The following is a 20,186-nucleotide window of genomic DNA, read 5'->3' on the forward strand; positions in this document are numbered from 1 at the left end:
GATGAACCAGTGGTGTCCGATTACCGGTGGTCAGGACACCCGGACCATTTTTCTCCTGCCGTGCTGTACTCACCTCATCGCGGAGGGTCGCGGGCCGGCGGGAGCGCGCGGACCGCTCGGCGGCGGGACGAGGCCGGTGGCCAGCAGCCGTGCGGTGTCCAGTCCTCCAGGTCCCTTGGCGCAGGAGCCGGGGACCTGGTCGTGGCCGAAGTGCCCTCCCCTGGCCCACGCGCGCGCCACCCGCGCCGCGCGCGTGGCCTCGGCGGAGTGCGGCGCCGTCGCACTGTGCGCCGCCGCGCTACCCGTCGCCGCGACGCCCGCCGCCACAGTGTCCGACACCGCGCTCCTCATGCCCGGCGTCCGCGCTTCCCCGCTCCTCTTCTCCTGGCTCCCCGCGTCCACGGCCCCCGCCACCGACCCCGCGGGGTCCGCGCACCAGACCCGCTCCACCCCCCAGGAGTCCAACCACGTCAGGATCGGGGACAGTCCGCGCATCGGGCCGTTGGTGAAGGGGGTCTCCCACGAGAACACCACCGCCACCACCAGACACACCCGCCCCTCGTGGCCGTGGTCGTGGTACAGCCCGTACTGGCGCGTGCCGCCCAAGGGCAGGCGTCCGCGGCAGGTCGCGGCCAGGGTCTGGACCACGTCGCCGGTCAGCGGGTTCCACACCAGGTGCGCCTCGCGCTCCTCGTTCACCAGCCGCCGAGCCTCCTCGCGCGCGGACCAGGCCCCGGGGTCGGACCCCGTCACCGTCCACACGGCGCGCGGAGCGCCGATCCCGGGGGGCGTCCGGTTGCTCGTCCCACCGCCGAGCCTCTCGGCGCCGGGCATCCACGCCTCCGTCATGGCCTTCCCCCAACCGGTCGTCGTGTGCCGGGCCTCCGGTGCCGCGGGGCACCCCCCGACTCCTCTCTGAGTACGCCAACGCAACGGAGAAGTCCAGAGCCCCTCACTTAGAGGACAGGGACTTGTCACCGCCCGTCGGCGTCCCGGGGGAAGGGGCCGTATCCGCGTGTGGGGGAGAGTGGGGAGGGGGAGGCGTCCGGGCCCGCGGCCCGGACGCCGTTCTGGCTACTCCGTGGTCTCCTCGGAGTCCTCGGAGATGCGCAGGGAGAACGCCTGGAGGAAGATCTCACCGATCTCGGTCGGGTCCTCGGTCATGTAGGCGGCGCCGCCGGTGGCGGCGGCGATCTCCTGGAGCGGCTCCAGGTTCTGCACGTCGGGCCCGAACGCGATCGTGATGATCGGGATCGGCCGTGACGGGCTCGCCAGGGACTCGATCTGGGACATCAGCTCGTCCAGCCCCAGGCCGCCGGGGTTGTCGTTGTCGCCGTCGGTCAGCATGAGGATGACGTTGGTCCGGTCCGGCTGGTAGGTGCGCGACATCTCCTGGTAGGCCGCCAGGTAGGTCTCGTACAGCGCCGTGTCCCCCTGCGGCAGGGGCTGGAGCGAGGCCAGCGCGCCCGCCAGGACGTCCCGGTGCGCGGTGCCGTCGTCGGCGGCCGCCTGGAGCTCGCGGATCGGCGCGATCTCCTGGTAGTGCAGTTCGTTGTTGACGTTGGTGGAGAACTCCCACAGGCCCAGCTCGGAACTGGGCGTGAACATCTCCAGGCCCTGCGTGGCGGCGGCGCTGGTCACCTGCATGCGGGTCATCCCGGTCCCGGGCACCTCGGCCAGCATCGAGCCGGAGACGTCCACGATCGCGAGCACCCGGGAGTCCATCTTGAGCTGGTTCCAGGTGCGGATCAGCCCGGTGATCGAGTCCGCCGCGGGCGTGGGCAGCTCGGTGGGAGGCTCGGCGGCGAAGCCGACCTCCTCGGTGAGCACGGAGGTGTCGATCTGCCCCTCGGGGCCGCGGAACCCCTCCGCGAGCAGCCGGGTCCGCGCCTCCTCCCCGCGCACCGCCTCGCGGAACTCCTCCGCGGCGCGGGTGACGGCGCTCTCCTCGCTGCGCACGACGTAGGGGTAGTCGAGGTAGTAGGTGCCGCCCTCCATGTAGCCGACCTGGGCGGGGGTGTCCCCGTGCGCGGCGTTGTAGCGCCACACGGCCTGCTCCGACATCACCATCATGGGCGGGGCCTCGGCGGCGCCGCCGCTGAGGGCGAGGAAGGCGGCCTCCTCGTCCGAGGACGCGCCCCGGTGCAGGCCCTGCAGGACCGCGGTCATCCGCGCGTTGAACGTGGCGGTGTCCGGGCTGGCCTCCTCCAGCGCTCCGTGCAGGAGGTAGAGGGTGCCCAGCCCCGTGGCGTTGCGGGCGGGGTCGACCACGCGGACGGTGCGCTCCGCCTCCTGGCCCGGGGCGGTGGTGGGCACGACCTCCGCCCAGCTGCTCGGGGAGTTCTCGTCGGCGAACTCGGTGAGTTCGGCGAGGACCAGCGGCGAACGGGCCACGGAGGTGCCGGTCTCGGTGATGACGGCGTCGCCCGCCTGGCTCTGGACCAGGCGCGGCCACAGGGAGGAGTCCGGGATCCACACGTCGGAGTCGGTGTCGCCCATGGTGGCTCCCGCGCCGGTGATGCCGAAGGCGACGTTGGCGGAGTCGACCTGGCGCACCTGCACCTGTACGCAGCTCCCGTCCACCTGGTGCTCCTCCGCGTTGAAGTCGGAGGCGACGTCGGTCAGGGCCGGGGCGAGTTCGGGGCTGACCGCGACGTCCAGCGCGATGTCGGAACCGCGGCAGCCGTCGGACCGGCCGAACACGTAGACGCCCACCGCGGCGAGGCCGACCACGATCACCAGCGCGGCGGCCAGGGCGGCGAAGGCGCCGCCGCGGCCGCGACGGCGCCTGGACCGGCCGGAGGTCTCTTCTGCGTATCTTCCGCGGTGACGTCCCACAGCTTTCCTCACGGGTGGTGTACGGACGGGGGTGCAGGGGGGGTGTTACTGGTGGGAAACGGTACTCAACAGTCCAGACCGGGTGAATGCCGACCGTGCCGCTCTCACGTTGGCGCTGTCGGGAGCCCGCCGGTGTGAACCCGGGCACAGCACCGGTCATCTCAGGGATTCCGTCCGTTGCCCTCGTGTTCTCCTCTCCGTGCGAGACGGAACGAAATTCGATTCCGATACCCAATCGAGACCGCGTTGGCCGGGAAACGGCTCCGGTCGTCAGCTGTCGCAGTCGGGCACGCAAAGACGCCGTGAGATGGAGCTGAGGAAGATGTCGCCGATCTCGTCGGGGTCGTCGGTGACGAACAGCGAACCGCTGGTGGCGGCCGCGATCTGCCGCAGCTCCTCCTCCGCGACCTGCTGCTCACGCGACCCGAAGGCGATGATGAACATGCTGACCGGCCGCTCGGGGTCGAAGCGGTCCTGGAGCGCCGCCACCAGGTCCGCGTGCGTGATGTCGCTGGACCCCTCGTCCTGACCGGCGGTGAGCAGGATGACGCTGTTGATCTTGTCCTCGTCGTAGTCCTCCTGCACCCGGTCGTAGGCGGCCAGGATGTTGTCGTACAGGCGCGAACCGCCGCCGCGGACCGCGATCTCCTCGGCCACCCCTATGAGTTCCCGGCGACGGGTGGCGGTGTCGCCCTGCTCCGTCCCGCCCAGGGGGTGCATGTCCGCGGCCTCGACGCGGCCGCTCGCGTTCTCGTCCGACATCAGCCACAGACCCATGTCGGTCTCGTCGGGGAACAGCGACAGGCCCATGAGCGCCGCCTGCTGCGCCACCTCCATCCGGGTCGGGCCCCCGTCGAGGTCCTCCGCCATGTTCGCGGAGGTGTCGGCGAGCACCAGGGTGCGGCTGGGCATCGACAGCCGGTTCCAGTCGGTGACCGAGGCCAGCAGGGCGTCCCCGGTCAGGTCGTCGTGGGTGGGCGGCTCCTCCGCGGTCACACCGAACCCGTCGGGGTCCGCACCGGCCGTACCGGACAGGGTGCCGTCGGGGTCGCGGAAGCCGAGCTCCCGGAGCCGGGCGCGGTAGGAGTCCCGGCGCAGCACCTCGTGCAGGTCGGCGGCCGCGGACCGCAGCGAGGACGTGTCGGTGGTGGTGACGTAGGGGTAGTCGAGGCTGACGGTGCCCTCGGTGGGGTAGTGGGCCTCCAGCGGCGGCGCGGACTCGGCGCGGCCGGCGTTGTAGGACACCACGGCCTGTTCGGGGACGGCGATCAGCGGGTCGACACGCTCTCCGCCGCCTTCGCCGCTCCCGCCGCCGGTGTGGCCGGAGCTGTAGAAGGTGGCGAGGTCGATCTCGCCGAACGCGCTGTCGAGCTGCACGTCGCGCACGAAGTCGGTCATGGCGGTGTCGGCTCCGTCACCGGTGCCCAGGTGTCGGCGGACCGCGTGCATGACGGCCATACCGTCCGCTCCCCGGTTGGGGTCCACCATCACCAGGGGGCGTTCGCGTTCGTCGGGCAGGACCAGGGGCCACCCGGCCTCGTCGGGCTCGGGCAGGCCCCCGCCGCCTCGCGGCGCGGCCAGGACCACCGGTGAGCTGGCCAGCGAGGGCGGTTCGGTGTCGATGCGGTGCGTGCCGCTCCCGGATACGCGGGTCAGTTCGACCCAGGCCGAGGACTCGGGCACCCACACGTGCGGGGCGATGGTGGAGTCGCCCGCCTGGCCGCCGGACAGGGCGGTCATGATGCGGTGCGGCGCGATCTCGTCCACCTGCGCGTACACGCACTCCCCGTCGTAGCTGGGGCGCTCGTCGTTGAACTCGCCTGCGGCCTCGCGGAGCACGGGCGCGATGCTCTGGGTCGCCGACACGCGCAGGTAGCGGGTGTCGCCGCAGCCGAGCATGTCGAGTCCGACCGGGACCGCGACCGCGGCCACCGCGATCAGGGCGACGGCGATCGCGGTGATCCCCAACGGCGACGCGACCACCCTGCGGGTGTTCGCGGCGGTCGGTGAGGCCTGTCGGTGGCGTCCACTGGGCACGGGCACTCCGGGGGGTCAATGCGGGGTCAACGCGGGCACGCGGGGGCAGGGGTGGAGCAGGGCCCCCGCGGTGCCACGGCGACGGCCCCGCGGAAGAGAGGTGCGAACCCCCGCGCACCCGACGGCGTCACACGGTAGGGAGGACGAACAACCACACCATGAGGCGCGAACGACACTTTTCCAGGACCTTACTCGTTGGTAACGCACGAGAGGAAGCCCCTACCGACCCGACCAGGGTGATCGCTTTGTTACCGTGCCCGTCAAGGGTCACTCGGCGCTCCCCGCTAGGCTTAGGCCCCGCGTCCACACCCAGCCCACACTCCCCAGTGGACGTCCCGTGACACCGACCCCCGAGGGTTTTTGGCATGTCCCCATCGCATCGTGAACACCGGAGCCGAGGCACTCTCGGCACCGCCATGCTCGCCGGAGCGTGCTGCCTCGGCGCGGTCGCCTACGGGGCGATCGTCGGTCCGTCGATGCTGCCGCCGGACCAGCGGGACGTGCAGGCCACCACCGCGATGACCCCGGACCTGGCCCCCGACGCGGACGAGCCCGAGGAGGTCGTGGCGGAGGGACCGAGCGGCCGGCTTCAGGTGCAGGTGAGCGACCGCGGACGCGCCTGGGTGCAGACGCTGATGTGCACCGGGAACCTGGAGGAGGACCCCGCCGCCTGCGCCGAGCTGGCCCGGGTCGCGGAGGAGTTCCACGCCGACACCGGCGAGCCGGTCACCGTCCAGGAGGAGTCGGTCGACGCCGAGGGCGGCGGTGAGAGCGGTGATGAGGCCGGGGCCGCGGAGGACGCCGAGGGCGCGGAGGGCGGGGCCCAGCCGTCGGAGGCCGTCAACACGGGCAGCGCGCTGCTGTTCACCGAGGTCCGCGAGGGAACCGTGTGCACCGACAAGGTGTACGGGCCCCAGGAGGCCACCATCGTGGGCGTCTGGGAGGGGCAGGAGATCGAGACCACGCTCACCCGCAAGGGCTCCTGCGAGGAGGCGCGCTGGCAGCGCCTGCGCGCCCTCACCGAACAGATCAGCTGACGGACGCGCGGCCGGGCCTCGGGCGCGGTGGGACCCGCCGCGTGGTCGGACCCGTGCTGTGGCCCGATCCGTGGCATGCCGGGGCCCGCGGCGCGGCCGGATCCGTGTCCACGGTCGGACCCGCGGCGCGGCCGGGCCCGTGTCGCGGGACGCTTGTCCACAGGCCGCGATCGGGACTTCCGGGCGCGTTGGCGCGGACGTAGGCTCGATGACGGGGGCGCCACGCGCCGCCGACAGCAGGGGGTGGTCCCCCGTTCTCCAGTGTCCCGCGCCGCCGACCGCGCCACCAGTCCTCCATGGCCCCTGTGGACGGCCTCGGCTCGGATCTCCCGTCGACCGTGTGGACGGCCCCGGGCCGGATCTCCCGTCGACCGTGGCGACGGCCTTGGGCCGCATCTCCCCTCGACCGTGAGGACGGCCTCGGGCCGGGACCCCGGCGGACCCGGCGGGCAGCCTTGGACCGCAACCCTCGCGGACCGGCGATAATCGACCCCCATGGACGTCATCAAGGTCAGTGACCCCGCGGACCCGCGCCTGGCCGACTACACTCGCCTGCGCGACGTGAACCTGCGCCGCCACCTGGAGGCCGAGCACGGGCTGTTCATGGCCGAGGGCGACAAGGTCATCCGCCGGGCCGCCGCGGCCGGTTTCGAACCCCGCAGCTTCCTGCTCACCGAACGCCGGGCCGAAGCGCTCGACGACGTGGTCGCCGCCTCCTCCGCGCCGCTGTACGTGGTCGAGGAGGACACCGCCGAGAAGCTCGTCGGCTTCGACCTGCACCGCGGCGCGCTGGCCGCCTTCCACCGCCGCGCCCTGCCCCCACTCGCCGACGTCCTGGCCGGGGCGCGCACCATCGTGGTCCTGGAGGACCTGGTGGACCACACCAACGTGGGCGCCATCTTCCGCAGCGCCGCCGGTCTGGGCGTGGACGCGATCGTGCTCGCGCCCCGCTGCGCCGACCCCCTGTACCGGCGCGCGGTCAAGGTGTCCATGGGCGCGGTCTTCACCCTGCCCCACACCCGCCTGGACGACTGGTACGGCGGTCTGGACACCCTGCGCGCGGCCGGGTTCCACCTCATGGCGCTCACCCCGGGGGAGGGCTCCCTGCCCCTGCGCGACGCCATGGCCGCCCTCGCGCCGGGCGACCGGGTCGGACTCCTGCTCGGCACCGAGGGAGACGGGCTCTCCTCCCGCTGGCTGGAGCGGGCCACCGCCCGGGTGCACATCCCCATGGCCGACCGCGACGTCGACTCCCTCAACGTCACCGCCGCGGCCGCCATCGCCTGCTACGAGCTCACCCGCGCCACCGGCTGAGCCGGTCGTGCCCCCGGGCGGACCGGTCCGCTCCCCAGACCGAGACGGCCCCTCAAGCCGAGACGGCCCCCAGACCGGGCAGATCCCGCCCCACCGGCCGGGCCGACCCGCCTTCCGTTCCGTGCGGGTCAGGACCCGCGCCGGCGGCCTCCGCGGCCGTCCCGCTAGGGTGGCGCCTGAGACGGACCGAGGGGAAGGGCGGCGCGACATGGGCGGCCGAACGCTGGTGCAGTGGGAGCAGAACAGGGACAACGCCCCGGACTCCCTGACCGTGGATCTCTACGCGGGTGGAGCGGCGCCCGAAAGCGGACTGGACGAGGTCACCTTCTACCAGGTGCCCTACACCCCCTCCACCCAGGGCGTCGACGCGCGGCTCGACATGATCGCGCGGATGCCGTCGCTGGAGGTCGTCCAACTCCTCTCCGCCGGGTACGATCACGTGCTCCCGCTGCTGCCGGACCACGTGACCCTGTGCAACGGGCGCGGCCTCCACGACGCCAGCACCGCCGAGCACGCCCTCGCGCTCATCCTGGCCGCCCAGCGGGACCTGCCCCGGTGGGCGCTCGCGCAGAGGGAGCACCAGTGGGACCCCGCCCAGCTGCGCTCCCTGGCCGACTCGCGTGTGGTGATCGTCGGCTACGGCAGCATCGGCCAGGCCGTCGAGAGCCGCCTGCTGCCCTTCGAGGCCGAGGTCGTGCGCGTGGCCAGCCGCGCCCGTCCCGACGAGGGCGTGCACGGCGTGGACGAGCTGCACGCCCTGCTGCCCGGGGCCGACATCGTCGTCCTGGTCACCCCGCTCACCGAGGCCACCCGCGGCCTGTTCGGCGCCCGCGAGTTCGCCCTGCTGCGCGACGACGCCCTCGTGGTCAACGTGGGCCGCGGCCCCGTCCTGGACACTGGTGCCCTGCTGGAGCAGAAGGGCCGGGTGCGGGCCGCCCTCGACGTCACCGACCCCGAGCCCCCGCCCGCGGACCACCCGCTGTGGAGCGCGCCCGGCGTGTTCCTCACCCCGCACGTCGCGGGGGGCTCGGCCGCGTTCTACCCGCGTGCCCGCGCCTTCGTGGACGCCCAGCTCGCCCGCTGGGCCGCCGGTGAACCGCTGGCCAACGTGGTCCGCACCGGATCCGCCCGCGACCGCTGACACCGCGTCGGTGCGCCCGGCCCGGGCAGGGCGCCACCCGCCCGGGCCCGCACCGCGAGCCCCGGAGAGCAGGACCCGGCCACCCGCTCCCGCCCTGACGGAACCGGACGGGGTCCCCCGCGCGGCGCGTCCGCGAAACTGTCGCGGGCAGGCGGCACACTGGGGAGGATGCGGATCGCGGTGGTCGCCGACGGCGAGGGCGGCGGCTGGCTCCAGGAACTGGACGAGGCCCCCGGCCCGATCCGCCGCGTCGGCGACCTCGCCGCCGCCGTGCGCGAGGCCGAGCACGCCCGCCCCCAGCCGCCCCGCTGGGTGTGGTCGGCCGGTGAGGACGTCTACCCCGACCTGGTCCGCGCCGGGGTGCGGGTCTCGCGCTGCCACGACGCCGCGCTCACCGAGGCCCTGCTCCTGGGCTACCACGCCCGCCACGGCGAGGCCTCCTCGCTGGGCGCCGCCTGGGCCCGTCTGCACCGGCTGCCCGTCCCCGACGACCCCGTGCGCCCCCTCGGAGAGGGCGGCACCGCCCACGCCCAGCCCGCGCTCTTCGAAGCCGACCGCTCCACCCTGCCCCCGGGCACCGACCGCCTCGCCGCCCTGGTCGAGGTGCACGCCGACCAGCTGCGGCGCCTCGCGCAGCTCCCCGACCCCGCGCCCGGCCGCATGCGCCTGCTCGCCGCCGTGGAGTCGGCCGGGGGGCTGGCCGCCGCGGAGATGAGCCACGACGGCCTGCCCTGGCGGCCCGATGTCCACGACGAGATCCTCACCGGCCTCCTCGGACAGCGGCCCCCCTCCGGGCAGCGCCCGCCCGTCCTCGCCGACCTCGCCGCCCGCATCGGCGAGGCCGTCGGCCGCGAGGTCAACCCCGACTCCCCGGCGCAGGTCCTGCGGGCCATGGCGTGGATCGGCCATCCCGTCGACTCCACCCGCTCCTGGGTCCTGGAGAGGATCGACCACCCCGTCGTCCCGCTCCTGCTGCGCTACAAGGAGCTCTCCCGCCTGCACTCCGCCAACGGCTGGGCGTGGCTGGACACCTGGGTGCGCAGGCGCCCCGGCCCGGACGGAACCACCCTCGGACGCTTCCACCCCGACTACGTGGTCGGCGGCGTGGTGTCGGGCCGCTGGGCCACCCGGGGCGGCGGCGCACTCCAGATCCCCCGGTCGCTGCGCGGGGCGGTCCGCGCCGACCCCGGCTGGGTCCTCGTCCGCGCCGACGCCGGACAGCTCGAACCCCGCGTGCTCGCCGCCGTCTCCGGCGACGACGCCCTGGCCGCCGCGGCCGCGGAGGAGGACCTGTACGCGCGCCTGGCCGTGCACGTGGGCGGCGACCGCGACCGCGCCAAGATCGGCATGCTCTCGGCCATGTACGGCCAGACCTCCGGCGACGCCGCGCCCCTGCTGGCCACCATGCGCCGCCTCTATCCGCGGGCCCTGGAGTACGTGGACTCCGCCGCGCGCACCGGCGAGGGCGGCGGCATCGTCCGCTCCTGGCTGGGGCGCACCTCGCCCGCCCCCGCGGGGTGGGACGCCGCCGTCTCCGGGCCCGGCGGGGAACGCCGCCGCCGGGCCCAGGGCCGGTTCACCCGCAACTTCGTCGTCCAGGCCACCGCCGCCGAGTGGGCCCTGGTCCTGCTCGCCTCGCTGCGCCAGCGCCTGCCGGACATGCCCGAGGGGGCGGGGATCGTCTTCTTCGTCCACGACGAGGTCGTGCTGCACGTGCCCGCCGACCTGGCCGGGGAGGCGGTGCGCGCGGTGGCCGAGGCCGAGGCCACGACCCGCGCCACCCTCTTCGGGGACACCCCGGTGCGCTTCCCGCTGACCCCCGTGGTGACGAGGAACATCGGGTGAGCACCGGGTGGCGGTCCGGTATCGGACGGCGTGGGCTTCTTGAAAACTCGTCCCGGTACGCCCATTCTTGGATCCGGAAAGTGTAAAACCGGCAACAGGCCGTACGCCGCAGGGGTCCCCCACCCCCCGGTCGGCTCACTCGCAGAAAGGTGAGATCCCCCCGTGCGGAGCCGCTTGAGAACGTGTGCGGGAACCACTGCCGCCTTCGCCGTCGCCTTCACCGCCTTCGGGACCACCCCGGCCTGGGCGGAGCCGGTGGTCGAGGACCGTCCCCCCATCAGCGAACAGCTCTCCTCCGAGGCCTCCGGCGTCACCGACCCCCGGCAGGAGGCGTCCGAGCACTCCCCCGAGGTCTCCGACTCCCAGCTGCGGCGCGACGCCTACGTCGCCCCCTTCCGCGAGGCCCGCAGCACCGAGTACTTCGCGGTCGCCCCCCGCGCCCTGCCGCGCGAGGCCGTCGAGGCGGTCCGCGGGATCGAGGGCGTCGAGAGCGTCCTGGCGGTGGACGCCGCCCGTGTCGAGATCGATGGCGAACCCACCTCGGTGCTCGGCGTCAGCCCCTCCAGCTTCCGCAACCACGCCCCCGAGCCCTCGGCCGAGTCCGACGAGATCTGGCAGGGCGTCGCCGAGGGCCACGTCGCCCTGTCCAAGGACGTCGGCACCGAGCGCGGACTGGAGGTCGGCCGCGAGGTCACCGTCGCGGGCGGGCGCGGAGAGGTCCCCCTGGAGGTGTGGACGCACGCCACCTCCGGCATCGCCGGGATCGACGCGCTGGTCTCCCGCGAGCGTGCCGCCGAGCTGGGCATGCCCAGGGGCAACGCCCTGGTGGTCTCGGCGCCCGAGGCCGACCTGGCCGAGCTGCACGAGGCCCTGGCCGAGGCCCTCGGCGAGGACGTCTCCCTCCAGCTCGTCGCCGACTCGCCCGAACCGCTCGTCGAGGGCGAGGCCGTGGCCCCCTCGGTCATCGAGCAGGTCATCGACCACGCCGAGAGCCAGCTGGGGGTCCCCTACGTCTGGGGCGGTGAGACCCCGGAGGGCGGTTTCGACTGCTCGGGCCTGCTCCAGTGGGCCTTCGCCCAGGCGGGCGTGTCCATCCCGCGGGTCACCCACGACCAGTGGAACGCCGGACAGCGCGTGGAGTTCGACGACCTCCAGCGCGGCGACCTGCTGTTCTGGCGCACGGACCCCACCGCGCCCGACTACATCTCGCACGTGGCCATCTACCTGGGCGAGGGCATGATGCTGGAGGCGCCGCGCACCGGACTGGACGTGCGCGTCACCCCGGTGCGCACCGCCAACTACGCCGGAGCCGTGCGCGTCAACACCTGACGCCGCGCGGCCCGAACGCACACACGAAGCGGGCCTTGGCACCACCGCGCCGGTGGTGCCAAGGCCCGCTCGTTCTCCTTGTCCGAAAAACCCAGCCGGGAGGGGAGGGCAGGCCTCGGTCAGGAGGGGGAACAGGGCCGTCACTGAGGGAGGGGGAGACAGCGCACGAACCCTGATGCGGTGGTATTGAGTTCTGACGGAACGCGGTCGGGAGCTTTCCCGGAGTGCCGTCGCACAAGGTCTACATAAGCAGTGACCGGGCGATTTGGCAAGAGCCCAGATCAATGCAGGTAAGCGCTGTCAACCCCCCTGTGCCGCGCATCCCGGGCAAGGCCGCACCGCGTTGCGTGCCGTTTCGTCTTCCTCCGGTCCCGTGCGGTTCAGAACCGGTTCAGCGGCCGACCGCGTACCCCTGCGAGGCCCTCGCGTCGGCGGCGGCGCGCAGCTCGCCGGTCTCCGGGTCGCGGGCCACGGCGGCCAGGCGCCCCAGCGTCCACTCCTGGGCGACCTGCACCTGGTGGCCGCGCCGACGGAGCTCCTCGACGGTCCGTGCCCCCACGCCCGGTTCCACGACCAGGCCGCCCGGAACCGTCTCGCGTGGGTGGAAGGAGCTGGGGAAGGCGGTGGTGTGGAACATCGGGGTGTCCAGGACCTCCTGGAGGTTCTCTACCCCGTTGAGGATCCGCAGCAGGGCGGTGAACGTCCACTGGTCCTGCTGGTCGCCGCCCGGCGTGCCGATCGCCAGCACGGCCTGGCCGTCCTCCCTGGTCACCAGGGTGGGGGACAGGGTGGTGCGGGGGCGCTTGCGGGGCGCCAGGGCGTTGGGGGAGGCCGGGTCGAGCCAGAACATCTGCGCCCGGGTTCCCAGCGGGAATCCCAGGGCGGGGATGACCGGTGAACTGCTGAGCCAACCCCCGCTGGGGGTGGCCGAGACCATGTTGCCCCACGCGTCCACGACGTCCACGTGGCAGGTGTCCCCGCGCAGGTCGGCGGGGTTGGCGACGGCGTCCTGGCGTACCGTGGGCTCGCCCGTGGTGCGGTCACCGGGGGTGCGGCCCGGCACGTACAGCGGCGGTTCGAAGGGTGTACGGCCGCCGACGGTGCCGGGGCGCTGCTCCGTGCTGGCGCGCGCACCGTCGACCAGTGCCGCGCGGCGCGCGGTGTAGTCGGCGCCCAGCAGCTCCTTGAGGGGCACGTCCGTGAAGTCGGGGTCGCCGTACCAGGCCTCGCGGTCGGCGAAGGCGAGCTTGGCCGCCTCGGTCACCCCGTGCACGAAGTCGGCGCTGACCCCGTCGAGCACGTCGCGGCCGGTGCCCAGGGCCTCGGCCAGGCGCAGCTGCTGGAGCATGACGGGCCCCTGCCCCCACGGGCCGGTCTTGTGCACGGTGTGGGTGCCGTAGGCCGCGCTGGCGGGCTCCTCGTAGGAGGCGCTCCAGTCGGCCATGTCCTGCGCGGTGAGCAGGGCCCGCTGGGGCTCGCCCGTGCCGCTGGGGACGGGCGAGGACAGAAAGTCCCCGACCGCCTCCGCGACGAAGCCCTGCGACCAGGACCGCCGGGCCGCCTCGATCTGCGCCTCGCGGTCGCCTCCCGAAGCCTCGGCCTCGGCGACGATCCGCCGGTAGGCGGCGGCCAGGGCCGGGTTGCGCAGCCGGGAGCCGGGGCGGGGAGCGGCGCCGTGCGGGAGGTAGACGGCCGCCGAACCGGCCCAGTGGCGGGAGAAGACGGGGGTGAGCGCCTCGACGGCGGCGGCGATGCGGTCCAGGACGGGGTAGCCGCGCTCGGCCAGCCCGATCGCGTGGTCGAGGACGTCGCGGACGGTCATGGTGCCGTGGTCGCGCAGCAGCAGCATCCAGGCGTCGAAGGACCCGGGGACGGTGGCGGCGAGCACGCCGCTGCCGGGGATGCGGTCCATGCCCGCGAAGGCGTCGACGGTCGCCGCGGCGGGGGAGACGCCCTGGCCGCACAGGACGCGGGGGGAGCTTCCGGCGGCCTGGAAGATGACGGGGACCTCCCCGCCGGGGCCGTTGAGGTGGGGCTCGACCACCTGGAGGGTGAACCCCGCGCCGACGGCCGCGTCGAAGGCGTTGCCGCCGCGTTCGAGCAGGGACATGCCGGTGGCGCTGGCCAGCCAGTGGGTGGAGGCGACCATGCCGAAGTCGCCGCGGAGCTGGGGGCGGGTGGTGAAACCGAGGGGCATCTGAGCGGGTCCTCCTCAGGGGGCGGTGGTGGCGGGGTCGCCACCGCGGACCGGTCCGGGCCTGCCCCCGGTGGGGGACGCGGAGGCCGGGAGGGTGACCACGGTCACCCGGACGCGGACTTGAGGTGACGTTACATCATGGGTTGTCCATATGAATGGGTTGATGTCTGGTTTGTGGGAGCGGTGTCCTGTGCCCTGGGAGGGGCAGCCGAGCGGGACGCCGGTGGGACGGGCGTCCGCCCTGAGGGCGGCTGTGCGCGAGTGGTCCGTGGGACCGCCGCCGGGTCTCCGGCGGGAGGGACGGGCGTCCGGCCGGGGCGGGTGCCGCGGCGTCGTCCACAGGGAGAACCCGGGGCTGGTGCGTGCTCCCGGCCCCGGGTTGACTGGATATAGGGGGCCCTCAGGGCCCGCCCGCATCGTGCTGCCCGCCGACCGCCGCCTGGCGGCCGGCGGGCGCGGTGCTCAGGAGGTCCCGGTCGGGAAGCTCCACGGCAGGGCCTGCGCCAGCTCGGCCCACTCCTGGGCGCCGATCGGGTCCAGGACCTCGGTGGCGTCCACCTCCACGGGCAGGGTGGCGTTCACCTCCTCCAGCGTGCGCGCCACGTTCTCCTCGTGCGTGGCGTCGTGCTTCTCGGCCTCCTCCACGAGCACGGCGATCATCTCGCCGAGGTCGGAGATGAGCCCCTCCAGTTCGGTGCGCGACATCTGGACGTCCTCGGCGCAGTGCTCGACGGCGCCGGTCTTGACGCCCTCGTCGCCGTAGTACCAGACGGTGGCCAGCAGGCGGTCGAGGTCCCCGTCGCCGAGCCGCTCCGCGGCCACGGCCCGCTCCACGAACTCCGTGCTGGCCGGGGTCATCTCGCCCAGGCGGGTCTCACCGGTCTCGAAGCTCACGAACCGGCTGACGACGCACTCCTTGGCCATCCGGACGCGGGTCGCCCCGGGCTGCTCGGAGTCCGCGGTCCCTCCGGTCTCCGCCGGCGCCTCCTGCGCGCCGTCCCCGGCGGCGGGCTGCCCCTGCGCTGCCTCTCCGCCCTGCTCGGACGGGCTCTCGGGGGTCTGCGAGGTCTCGGAGGTTTGGGCGGCCTCGGGGGCCTCCGGAGTCTCGGGCCGTCCGACGGGGGCGGTGCCCACCGGAGTCCCGTCTGCGGAGGACGTGCTTCCGTCCGCACCGGCGGGCTCCTGCGGCTCCTTCTCCCCGGTCGTCCCGGACGCCGACCCCTCGGGCTCCTGCGGGCTTTCCTCCTCGGCGGGCTCGTCCTGCGCCGCCTCGGCACCGGCGTCGCCGTCGGAGCCCCCGTCCGACGCGGCGCCGCCCGACTCGCCGCCGGACCCCTCCTGCGCGGGCTCCTGCGCGTTCGGCTCGTCCTGCGCGGGCTCCTCGGCCGTCGGCTCCTCCGACCCGGGCCCCTCCGATCCGGACCCCTCAGGGGCGGGCTCCTCGGTCCCCTCCGCGGGCGCCTCCTCCTTCCTGGTCAGCGACTCCGCCATCCTGACCAGTTCACCGCTGCCCCACTTGTCCGGCTGGAGGTACAGGGCCACGGCCACGCCCGGCTCGTCGAGCCAGAACAGGTCGCCGGTCTCCGGCGACAGGTAGGCCTCACTGCGCAGCGCCTCGCCCGAGTCCAGGCGCTCCAGCGTCCTCTCAGGAAGGTGGCCGTACCGGCGCTCGCGCAGGTCGTCGAGCTGCTCCATGCTGTCCGAGCGCAGGATCGAGACCCTGCCGAGCAGCTGGTCGGGTCCGCGCATCCAGGACAGCTGCGACTGTCTGTTGCCCAGCCGGTCGGTCGTGGTCGAGGCGTGCATCCCGTGCCGCTCCAGCTCGGCGGGCAGGTAACCGATCTCGTAGCCGTCCAGGCTGTACGAGGAGACGCTCTGGCTGATCTCCGGCCACGCCAGCGTCCGCATGTCCTTCTCGTCGGCCGCCACCGCCCCCGGGAGGCCGACCAGTCCCGACGACGCGATCGCGGCGGCGCCGAGCAGCGCGACCCACCTCTTGTGGTGCTTGCGCATCAGTGTTCCTTCCCATCGACTACTCATAGTGATGTTCGCAGCCTCTGAGTAATCGCTCACGGGCGCGGGGGTCAAAAATCGTACATGAAGTAATCAAATGGATGCATTAAGTGAGAATGTCGTCGAACTGTCGGACACATCACCAGATGATGGGCGGCGGATCACCGGCTGCTCCGCAGGCGGTAACCGCGAGGTCACTATCCGCGCCCAACCTGAGGAAGCAGTCGGCAAGTTCACGCGCACTTGGGAGGTCCGGTGCAGCGCATCGGCATCGTCGTCGCAGCCGTGTCGTTCTTCGTCGTCACCGGCGCGAGCGCATCGTCCGCGACACAGGACGCCGACCCCCGGTGGTCGGACGTCACCAGATCCGCAGTCATCGAGTACACGACGACATCCGAGCGCCCGCTGATCGCCGTCTCCCACCGCGGAGCCTCCGGTCACGCGCCCGAGAACACCCTGGCCGCCCTCGACGCGGCCGACCGGCTCGGAGCCGAGACCGTGGAGGTCGACGTCCAGCGCACGAAGGACGACGTCCTCGTGCTCATGCACGACACCACCCTCGAACGCACCACCGACGTCGAGGAGGTCTTCCCCGACCGCGGCTCCTACGAGGTCGGCGACTTCACCATGGAGGAGGTCCGCAGGCTCGACGCGGGTGCGTGGTTCGACTCCTCCTTCGACGGTGAGCCCGTCCCCACCTTCGCGGAGGGGCTCGACCGCATGGAGCAGCTGGACCTCAACCTCTTCCTGGAGCTCAAGGAGCCCGGACTCTACCCCGGCATCGAGCAGGAGATCGCCGACGAGCTGACCGAGCGCGGAACCTGGCTGGAACCCAACCCGGACGGTGAGCCCCGACGCCTCGTCCTGCAGAGCTTCGACTGGGAGTCGGTGCGGCGCTCCAAGGACCTGCTCCCGTCCGTGCCGCACGCCCTGCTCGGGCGGGTCCCCGAGAGCAGCATCGACGAGCACGACTGGGCGCAGATGATCAACCCCAACCACACCACCATCGACGCCGCCTACGTTGAGCGGGTCCACGAGGCGGGGATGGAGATCATGCCCTACACCATCAACGAGCGCTCCCGGATGGACACCGTCCTGGGCTGGAAGGTCGACGGCTTCATCACCGACTACCCCGACGTCGGCCAGGAGGCCATCGCCGCCCGGACCAAACGGTCCCAGCCGGTGGTCAGGATCCCTACGCTGCCCCTGCCCCGCTGACCCGCGTCGGCCCGGGAACCGCGTCCGCCCCGCAGGGGGGGCGCGATCCCCGGACCGCGCCCGGAGCGCTCCCTGGCCCCGGGCGGTGTCAGGTGGGATGATCGGTCCGACCCACACGAGGACCCCGCTTCCGGGGAGGCCGCGCCGCGGCCTCCCCGGAAGCGGGGCGTTCGGACCAGGAGGCGGACACCACGTGAGCGATCGGCTGACCATCCCCCGGGAACACGTCGACTGGCGCACCAAGGGCCTGTGGTGGACGGATGCCCCGATTCCCCTGGAGGAGTTCGCGGACCGCCGCGACCACCTGTTCACCGGCCCCTTCACCTGGCCGCTGATGGTCCTGCGCGCCTCCGCGCTGGACCGCAACATCGCCGCGCTCGCCGACTTCGCCGAGCGCCACCGGCTGCTGTTCGCCCCGCACGGCAAGACCTCCATGGCTCCGGCCCTCATCCAGCGCCAGCTGGACGCGGGCGCCTGGGGGGTCTCCGCCGCCAGCGCCAACCAGGTCCTGGACTTCCGGCGGTTCGGCGTGCGCCGGATCCTGCTCGCCAACGAGCTGCTCGACGGCCGGGTGCTGCGCTGGGCGGCCGGTGAGCTGGACGAGGACCCCGACTTCGAGTTCCTCTTCTACGCCGACTCCGCCGAGGGGGTGTCGGTCGCCGCGGAGGCGGCCGCCGACCGGCCCGGGGGAGGCCCCGCCGGGCGGCCCCTGCGGGTGCTGGTCGAGCGGGGGGTCCCCGGCGGGCGCACCGGCTGCCGCACCCGGGAGGAACTGCTCGCGGTGGCCGAGGCCGTCGCCGGGGCGCCGGGCCTGGAACTGGCCGGGGTGGCGGGCTACGAGGGGTCGCTCGGCGACGCCGACGGCGTGCGCGGTTTCCTGCGCGACCTGGTCGGCGACGCCGCGGCGCTGGCCGCCCGGCACGGCCTGGAGAGGCCGGTGCTGTCGGTGGGCGGCAGCGCGTGGTTCGACCTGGTCGCCGAGGAGCTCGGCGGACGCGGGGACGTCCTGCCGATCCTGCGCAGCGGTGCCTACGTGGTCCACGACGACGGCCTGTACCGGCGCACCACGCCCTACCGCCGCCTGCCGGAGGGCCCCGACGCGCTGGCCGGGGCCCTGGAGCTGTGGGCCCAGGTGACCTCCGTCCCGGAGGAGGGGTTGGCGATCGTCGGCATGGGGCGACGCGACGCCAACCACGACCAGGGGTTCCCCGTGCCGCGCCGCCTGCGCCGCGCGGACGGCGCCACCGTGGAGGCCGGGGGCATGGAGGTGACCGACCTCAACGACCACCACGCCTACCTGAGGATCGCGCCGGGACTGCGGGTCAGCCCCGGCGACCTGGTCTCCTTCGGGATCTCGCACCCGTGCACGGCCTTCGACCGCTGGCGGGTCCTGCCGGTGGTGGACGACGCCGACACCGTCGTGGAGATGGCGGCCACCTACTTCTGATGCCTGGGGACGGCGCCGGGCCCGGGCCTCCCCGACCGTGCTTTCCGGGCTCCGACGCCCCGGGAGCGCCTCCGGCTCCCGGGGCCGCGGGGTCACCCCCAGCCCACCACCCCCGGGCGGGTGTGCCACGGGCGCGGCCCGTCCAGCGGCCGGTACTCCACCCCGGCCGCGTCGAGCCGCTCCAGGTGCCGCCTCAGCCGGGGCTCGAACTCGGCGTAGTCGCGCTCACCGGACGACCACACCTGCTCGGAGAAGGCCGACAGCCTGGGGAAGACCATGTAGTCCAGCCTGCGCGGCGAGTCGATGTGCTCGGTCCACACGTTCACCTGCGCGCCCAGCACGTGCCGGGCCTCCTGCTCGGTCAGCCCCGGGGGAACCGGCTCGGCCAGGTACACGTCCTCGGTCCGCAGCAGCGTGCCCACCGGGACGGGCTCGTCCCCGGACTCCGACTGCCGGTAGTCCAGGTAGGAGGTGCGGGTGGGGCTCATGACCACGTCGTGACCGGCCCGCGCGGCCGCGACACCCCCCTCCTCGCCGCGCCACGACATCACGGTCGCCCCCGGCGCGAGCCCTCCCTCCAGGATCTCGTCCCAGCCGACCAGGCGGCGGCCGCGCGAGGTCAGGTGCTCGTCCAGCTGGCGGATGAACCAGCTCTGCAACTCGTCCTCGTCGGCCAGCCCCTCCTCCTTGATCCGCCGCTGCGCGGACGCGCTCGCCCGCCACTGGGTCTTGGGGCACTCGTCGCCGCCCACGTGCACGTACGTGCTCGGGAACAGCTCGATCAGCTCGTCCAGGACGTTGCGGTAGAACTCCAGGACGTTGTCGGTGACCGCGAGCACCTCCTCGAAGACGCCCCACTGGTCGCCGACCGGGATCCGTCCGCACTCGCCCAGCTCGGGGTAGGCGTGGATGGCGGCCTGAGAGTGGCCGGGCACGTCGATCTCGGGGACGACGGCCACGTGCCGGGCGTCGGCGTAGGCGACGATCTCGCGGATGTCGTCCTGGGTGAAGAAGCCGCCGTGCGGGCGCTCGTCGAACACCGGCGGCTTCGCGGCGCCCACCTGGCTCCGGGTCCGCCAGGAGCCCACCTCGGTCAGCTTCGGGTAGCGGCGGATCTCCACGCGCCACCCCTGGTCGTCGGTCAGGTGCAGGTGCAGGACGTTGAGCTTGTGCATGGCCAGCAGGTCGATGAACCGCAGTACCTCGCGCTTGGGCACGAAGTGGCGGGCCACGTCCAGCATCACGCCCCGCCAGCGGAAACGCGGCGCGTCGGTGACGCTCACGGCGGGCAGGGCCCACTCGGCGCCGCCCAGCGGGGCGTCCCGGTAGGCGTCGGCGGGCAGCAGCTGCCGCAGGGTCTGCGCACCGTAGAACACCCCGGCGGGGTCGTTGCCCACGATGATGGCTCCCTCGGCGTCCACGATCAGCCGGTAGCCCTCGCGGCCCAGGCCCGCCTCGGGGTCCACGCTCAGCCGGATCTGCGCGCTGGCCTCGTCACCGGTGGCCAGGGGGAGGCCGGTGGCCGCCCCGAGTTCACGCTGGAGCCACGCGAGCGTGCCCCGGGCGTCGGGGTCGGCGGACACCCTGGTCGAGGCGGTCAGCGTGAGGCCCCCGGCGTCTCCCGGAGTCGAGGTGTGGGGGCGGGGGACGAGGGAGGGGGAAGTATCGGGCACGGTGAACCGCTCCTATCCGGTCTAGACCAATACCGGCCATAGTGTCACGTGGCTCCTCCCGGGCACACCCCCCACGGACAAACGGTCACCCGTACCC

13 protein-coding genes are annotated in these 20,186 nt (G+C 73.5%); 7 read left to right on the top strand and 6 right to left on the bottom strand.

The genetic code is table 11. From position 1 onward, the window contains the following. Positions 1 to 69: 69 nt before the first annotated feature. From G011_RS0100790 to G011_RS0100800, 3 genes are all read right to left on the bottom strand, one after another. On the bottom strand, positions 70 to 849 hold the full coding sequence (locus G011_RS0100790) for a hypothetical protein (RefSeq protein WP_019606785.1): 780 nt from the start codon (positions 847 to 849) through the stop codon (positions 70 to 72). Between the two features lie 225 nt (positions 850 to 1,074). Next, positions 1,075 to 2,838: a substrate-binding and VWA domain-containing protein gene (locus G011_RS0100795; RefSeq protein WP_019606786.1), complete on the bottom strand. Its 1,764-nt coding sequence runs from the start codon at positions 2,836 to 2,838 to the stop codon at positions 1,075 to 1,077. A 270-nt stretch (positions 2,839 to 3,108) separates the two neighbouring features. Beyond that, positions 3,109 to 4,875 carry a VWA domain-containing protein gene (locus tag G011_RS0100800; RefSeq protein ID WP_026337888.1) on the bottom strand — a complete coding sequence of 589 codons (1,767 nt, stop codon included), beginning with the start codon at positions 4,873 to 4,875 and terminating at the stop codon, positions 3,109 to 3,111. 365 nt (positions 4,876 to 5,240) lie between these two features. Here G011_RS0100800 and G011_RS0100805 point away from each other — a divergent pair, with 365 nt between their 5' ends. From G011_RS0100805 to G011_RS0100830, 5 genes are all read left to right on the top strand, one after another. Then, entirely contained in the window at positions 5,241 to 5,912 is a 672-nt protein-coding gene (locus G011_RS0100805) for a hypothetical protein (protein ID WP_026337889.1), read from the top strand. 495 nt (positions 5,913 to 6,407) lie between these two features. Continuing rightward, positions 6,408 to 7,226 (top strand): RNA methyltransferase, encoded by an 819-nt coding sequence (locus tag G011_RS0100810; protein WP_019606789.1) that lies wholly within the window; start codon positions 6,408 to 6,410, stop codon positions 7,224 to 7,226. A 208-nt stretch (positions 7,227 to 7,434) separates the two neighbouring features. Continuing rightward, the gene (locus G011_RS0100815; RefSeq protein ID WP_019606790.1) at positions 7,435 to 8,367 is read left to right on the top strand and encodes a 2-hydroxyacid dehydrogenase; all 933 of its coding nucleotides are present in this window, start codon (positions 7,435 to 7,437) and stop codon (positions 8,365 to 8,367) included. A 168-nt stretch (positions 8,368 to 8,535) separates the two neighbouring features. Beyond that, positions 8,536 to 10,212, top strand: coding sequence for a bifunctional 3'-5' exonuclease/DNA polymerase (locus tag G011_RS0100820; protein ID WP_019606791.1), 1,677 nt, complete (start codon positions 8,536 to 8,538; stop codon positions 10,210 to 10,212). Positions 10,213 to 10,374: 162 nt separating this feature from the next. Further along, a complete protein-coding gene (locus tag G011_RS0100830; RefSeq protein WP_026337890.1) occupies positions 10,375 to 11,541 on the top strand; it encodes a C40 family peptidase in 1,167 nt (388 codons plus the stop codon). Between the two features lie 391 nt (positions 11,542 to 11,932). On the opposite strand, the gene G011_RS0100835 is transcribed toward G011_RS0100830, so the two are convergent. Both G011_RS0100835 and G011_RS0100840 read right to left on the bottom strand, forming a co-directional pair. Then, positions 11,933 to 13,738: a gamma-glutamyltransferase family protein gene (locus G011_RS0100835; protein ID WP_019606793.1), complete on the bottom strand. Its 1,806-nt coding sequence runs from the start codon at positions 13,736 to 13,738 to the stop codon at positions 11,933 to 11,935. A gap of 462 nt (positions 13,739 to 14,200) precedes the next feature. After that, positions 14,201 to 15,751, bottom strand: coding sequence for a hypothetical protein (locus G011_RS0100840; protein WP_026337891.1), 1,551 nt, complete (start codon positions 15,749 to 15,751; stop codon positions 14,201 to 14,203). A gap of 255 nt (positions 15,752 to 16,006) precedes the next feature. Between G011_RS0100840 and G011_RS0100845 the strand changes: the two genes are divergently transcribed. Both G011_RS0100845 and G011_RS0100850 read left to right on the top strand, forming a co-directional pair. Beyond that, positions 16,007 to 16,969 (top strand): glycerophosphodiester phosphodiesterase family protein, encoded by a 963-nt coding sequence (locus tag G011_RS0100845; RefSeq protein ID WP_036552134.1) that lies wholly within the window; start codon positions 16,007 to 16,009, stop codon positions 16,967 to 16,969. Positions 16,970 to 17,162: 193 nt separating this feature from the next. Beyond that, positions 17,163 to 18,416, top strand: coding sequence for an alanine racemase (locus G011_RS0100850; RefSeq protein ID WP_019606795.1), 1,254 nt, complete (start codon positions 17,163 to 17,165; stop codon positions 18,414 to 18,416). Positions 18,417 to 18,508: 92 nt separating this feature from the next. Here the strand turns inward: G011_RS0100850 and G011_RS0100855 are convergent, their stop codons facing one another. Then, positions 18,509 to 20,089, bottom strand: a complete 1,581-nt coding sequence (locus G011_RS0100855; protein WP_019606796.1) for a beta-N-acetylhexosaminidase — start codon at positions 20,087 to 20,089, stop codon at positions 18,509 to 18,511. Positions 20,090 to 20,186 lie beyond the last annotated feature (97 nt).

Source organism: Nocardiopsis sp. CNS-639 (assembly GCF_000381685.1).
GTDB classification, from domain to species: Bacteria; Actinomycetota; Actinomycetes; order Streptosporangiales; family Streptosporangiaceae; genus Nocardiopsis; species Nocardiopsis dassonvillei.

Bases quoted from the DNA above. Each gene is read 5' to 3' on its own strand.
- G011_RS0100790 (WP_019606785.1), bottom strand. From the start codon at position 849: ATGACGGAGGCGTGGATGCCCGGCGCCGAGAGGCTCGGCGGTGGGACG.
- G011_RS0100805 (WP_026337889.1), top strand. From the start codon at position 5,241: ATGTCCCCATCGCATCGTGAACACCGGAGCCGAGGCACTCTCGGCACC.
- G011_RS0100810 (WP_019606789.1), top strand. From the start codon at position 6,408: ATGGACGTCATCAAGGTCAGTGACCCCGCGGACCCGCGCCTGGCCGAC.
- G011_RS0100815 (WP_019606790.1), top strand. From the start codon at position 7,435: ATGGGCGGCCGAACGCTGGTGCAGTGGGAGCAGAACAGGGACAACGCC.
- G011_RS0100820 (WP_019606791.1), top strand. From the start codon at position 8,536: ATGCGGATCGCGGTGGTCGCCGACGGCGAGGGCGGCGGCTGGCTCCAG.
- G011_RS0100835 (WP_019606793.1), bottom strand. From the start codon at position 13,738: ATGCCCCTCGGTTTCACCACCCGCCCCCAGCTCCGCGGCGACTTCGGC.
- G011_RS0100840 (WP_026337891.1), bottom strand. From the start codon at position 15,751: ATGCGCAAGCACCACAAGAGGTGGGTCGCGCTGCTCGGCGCCGCCGCG.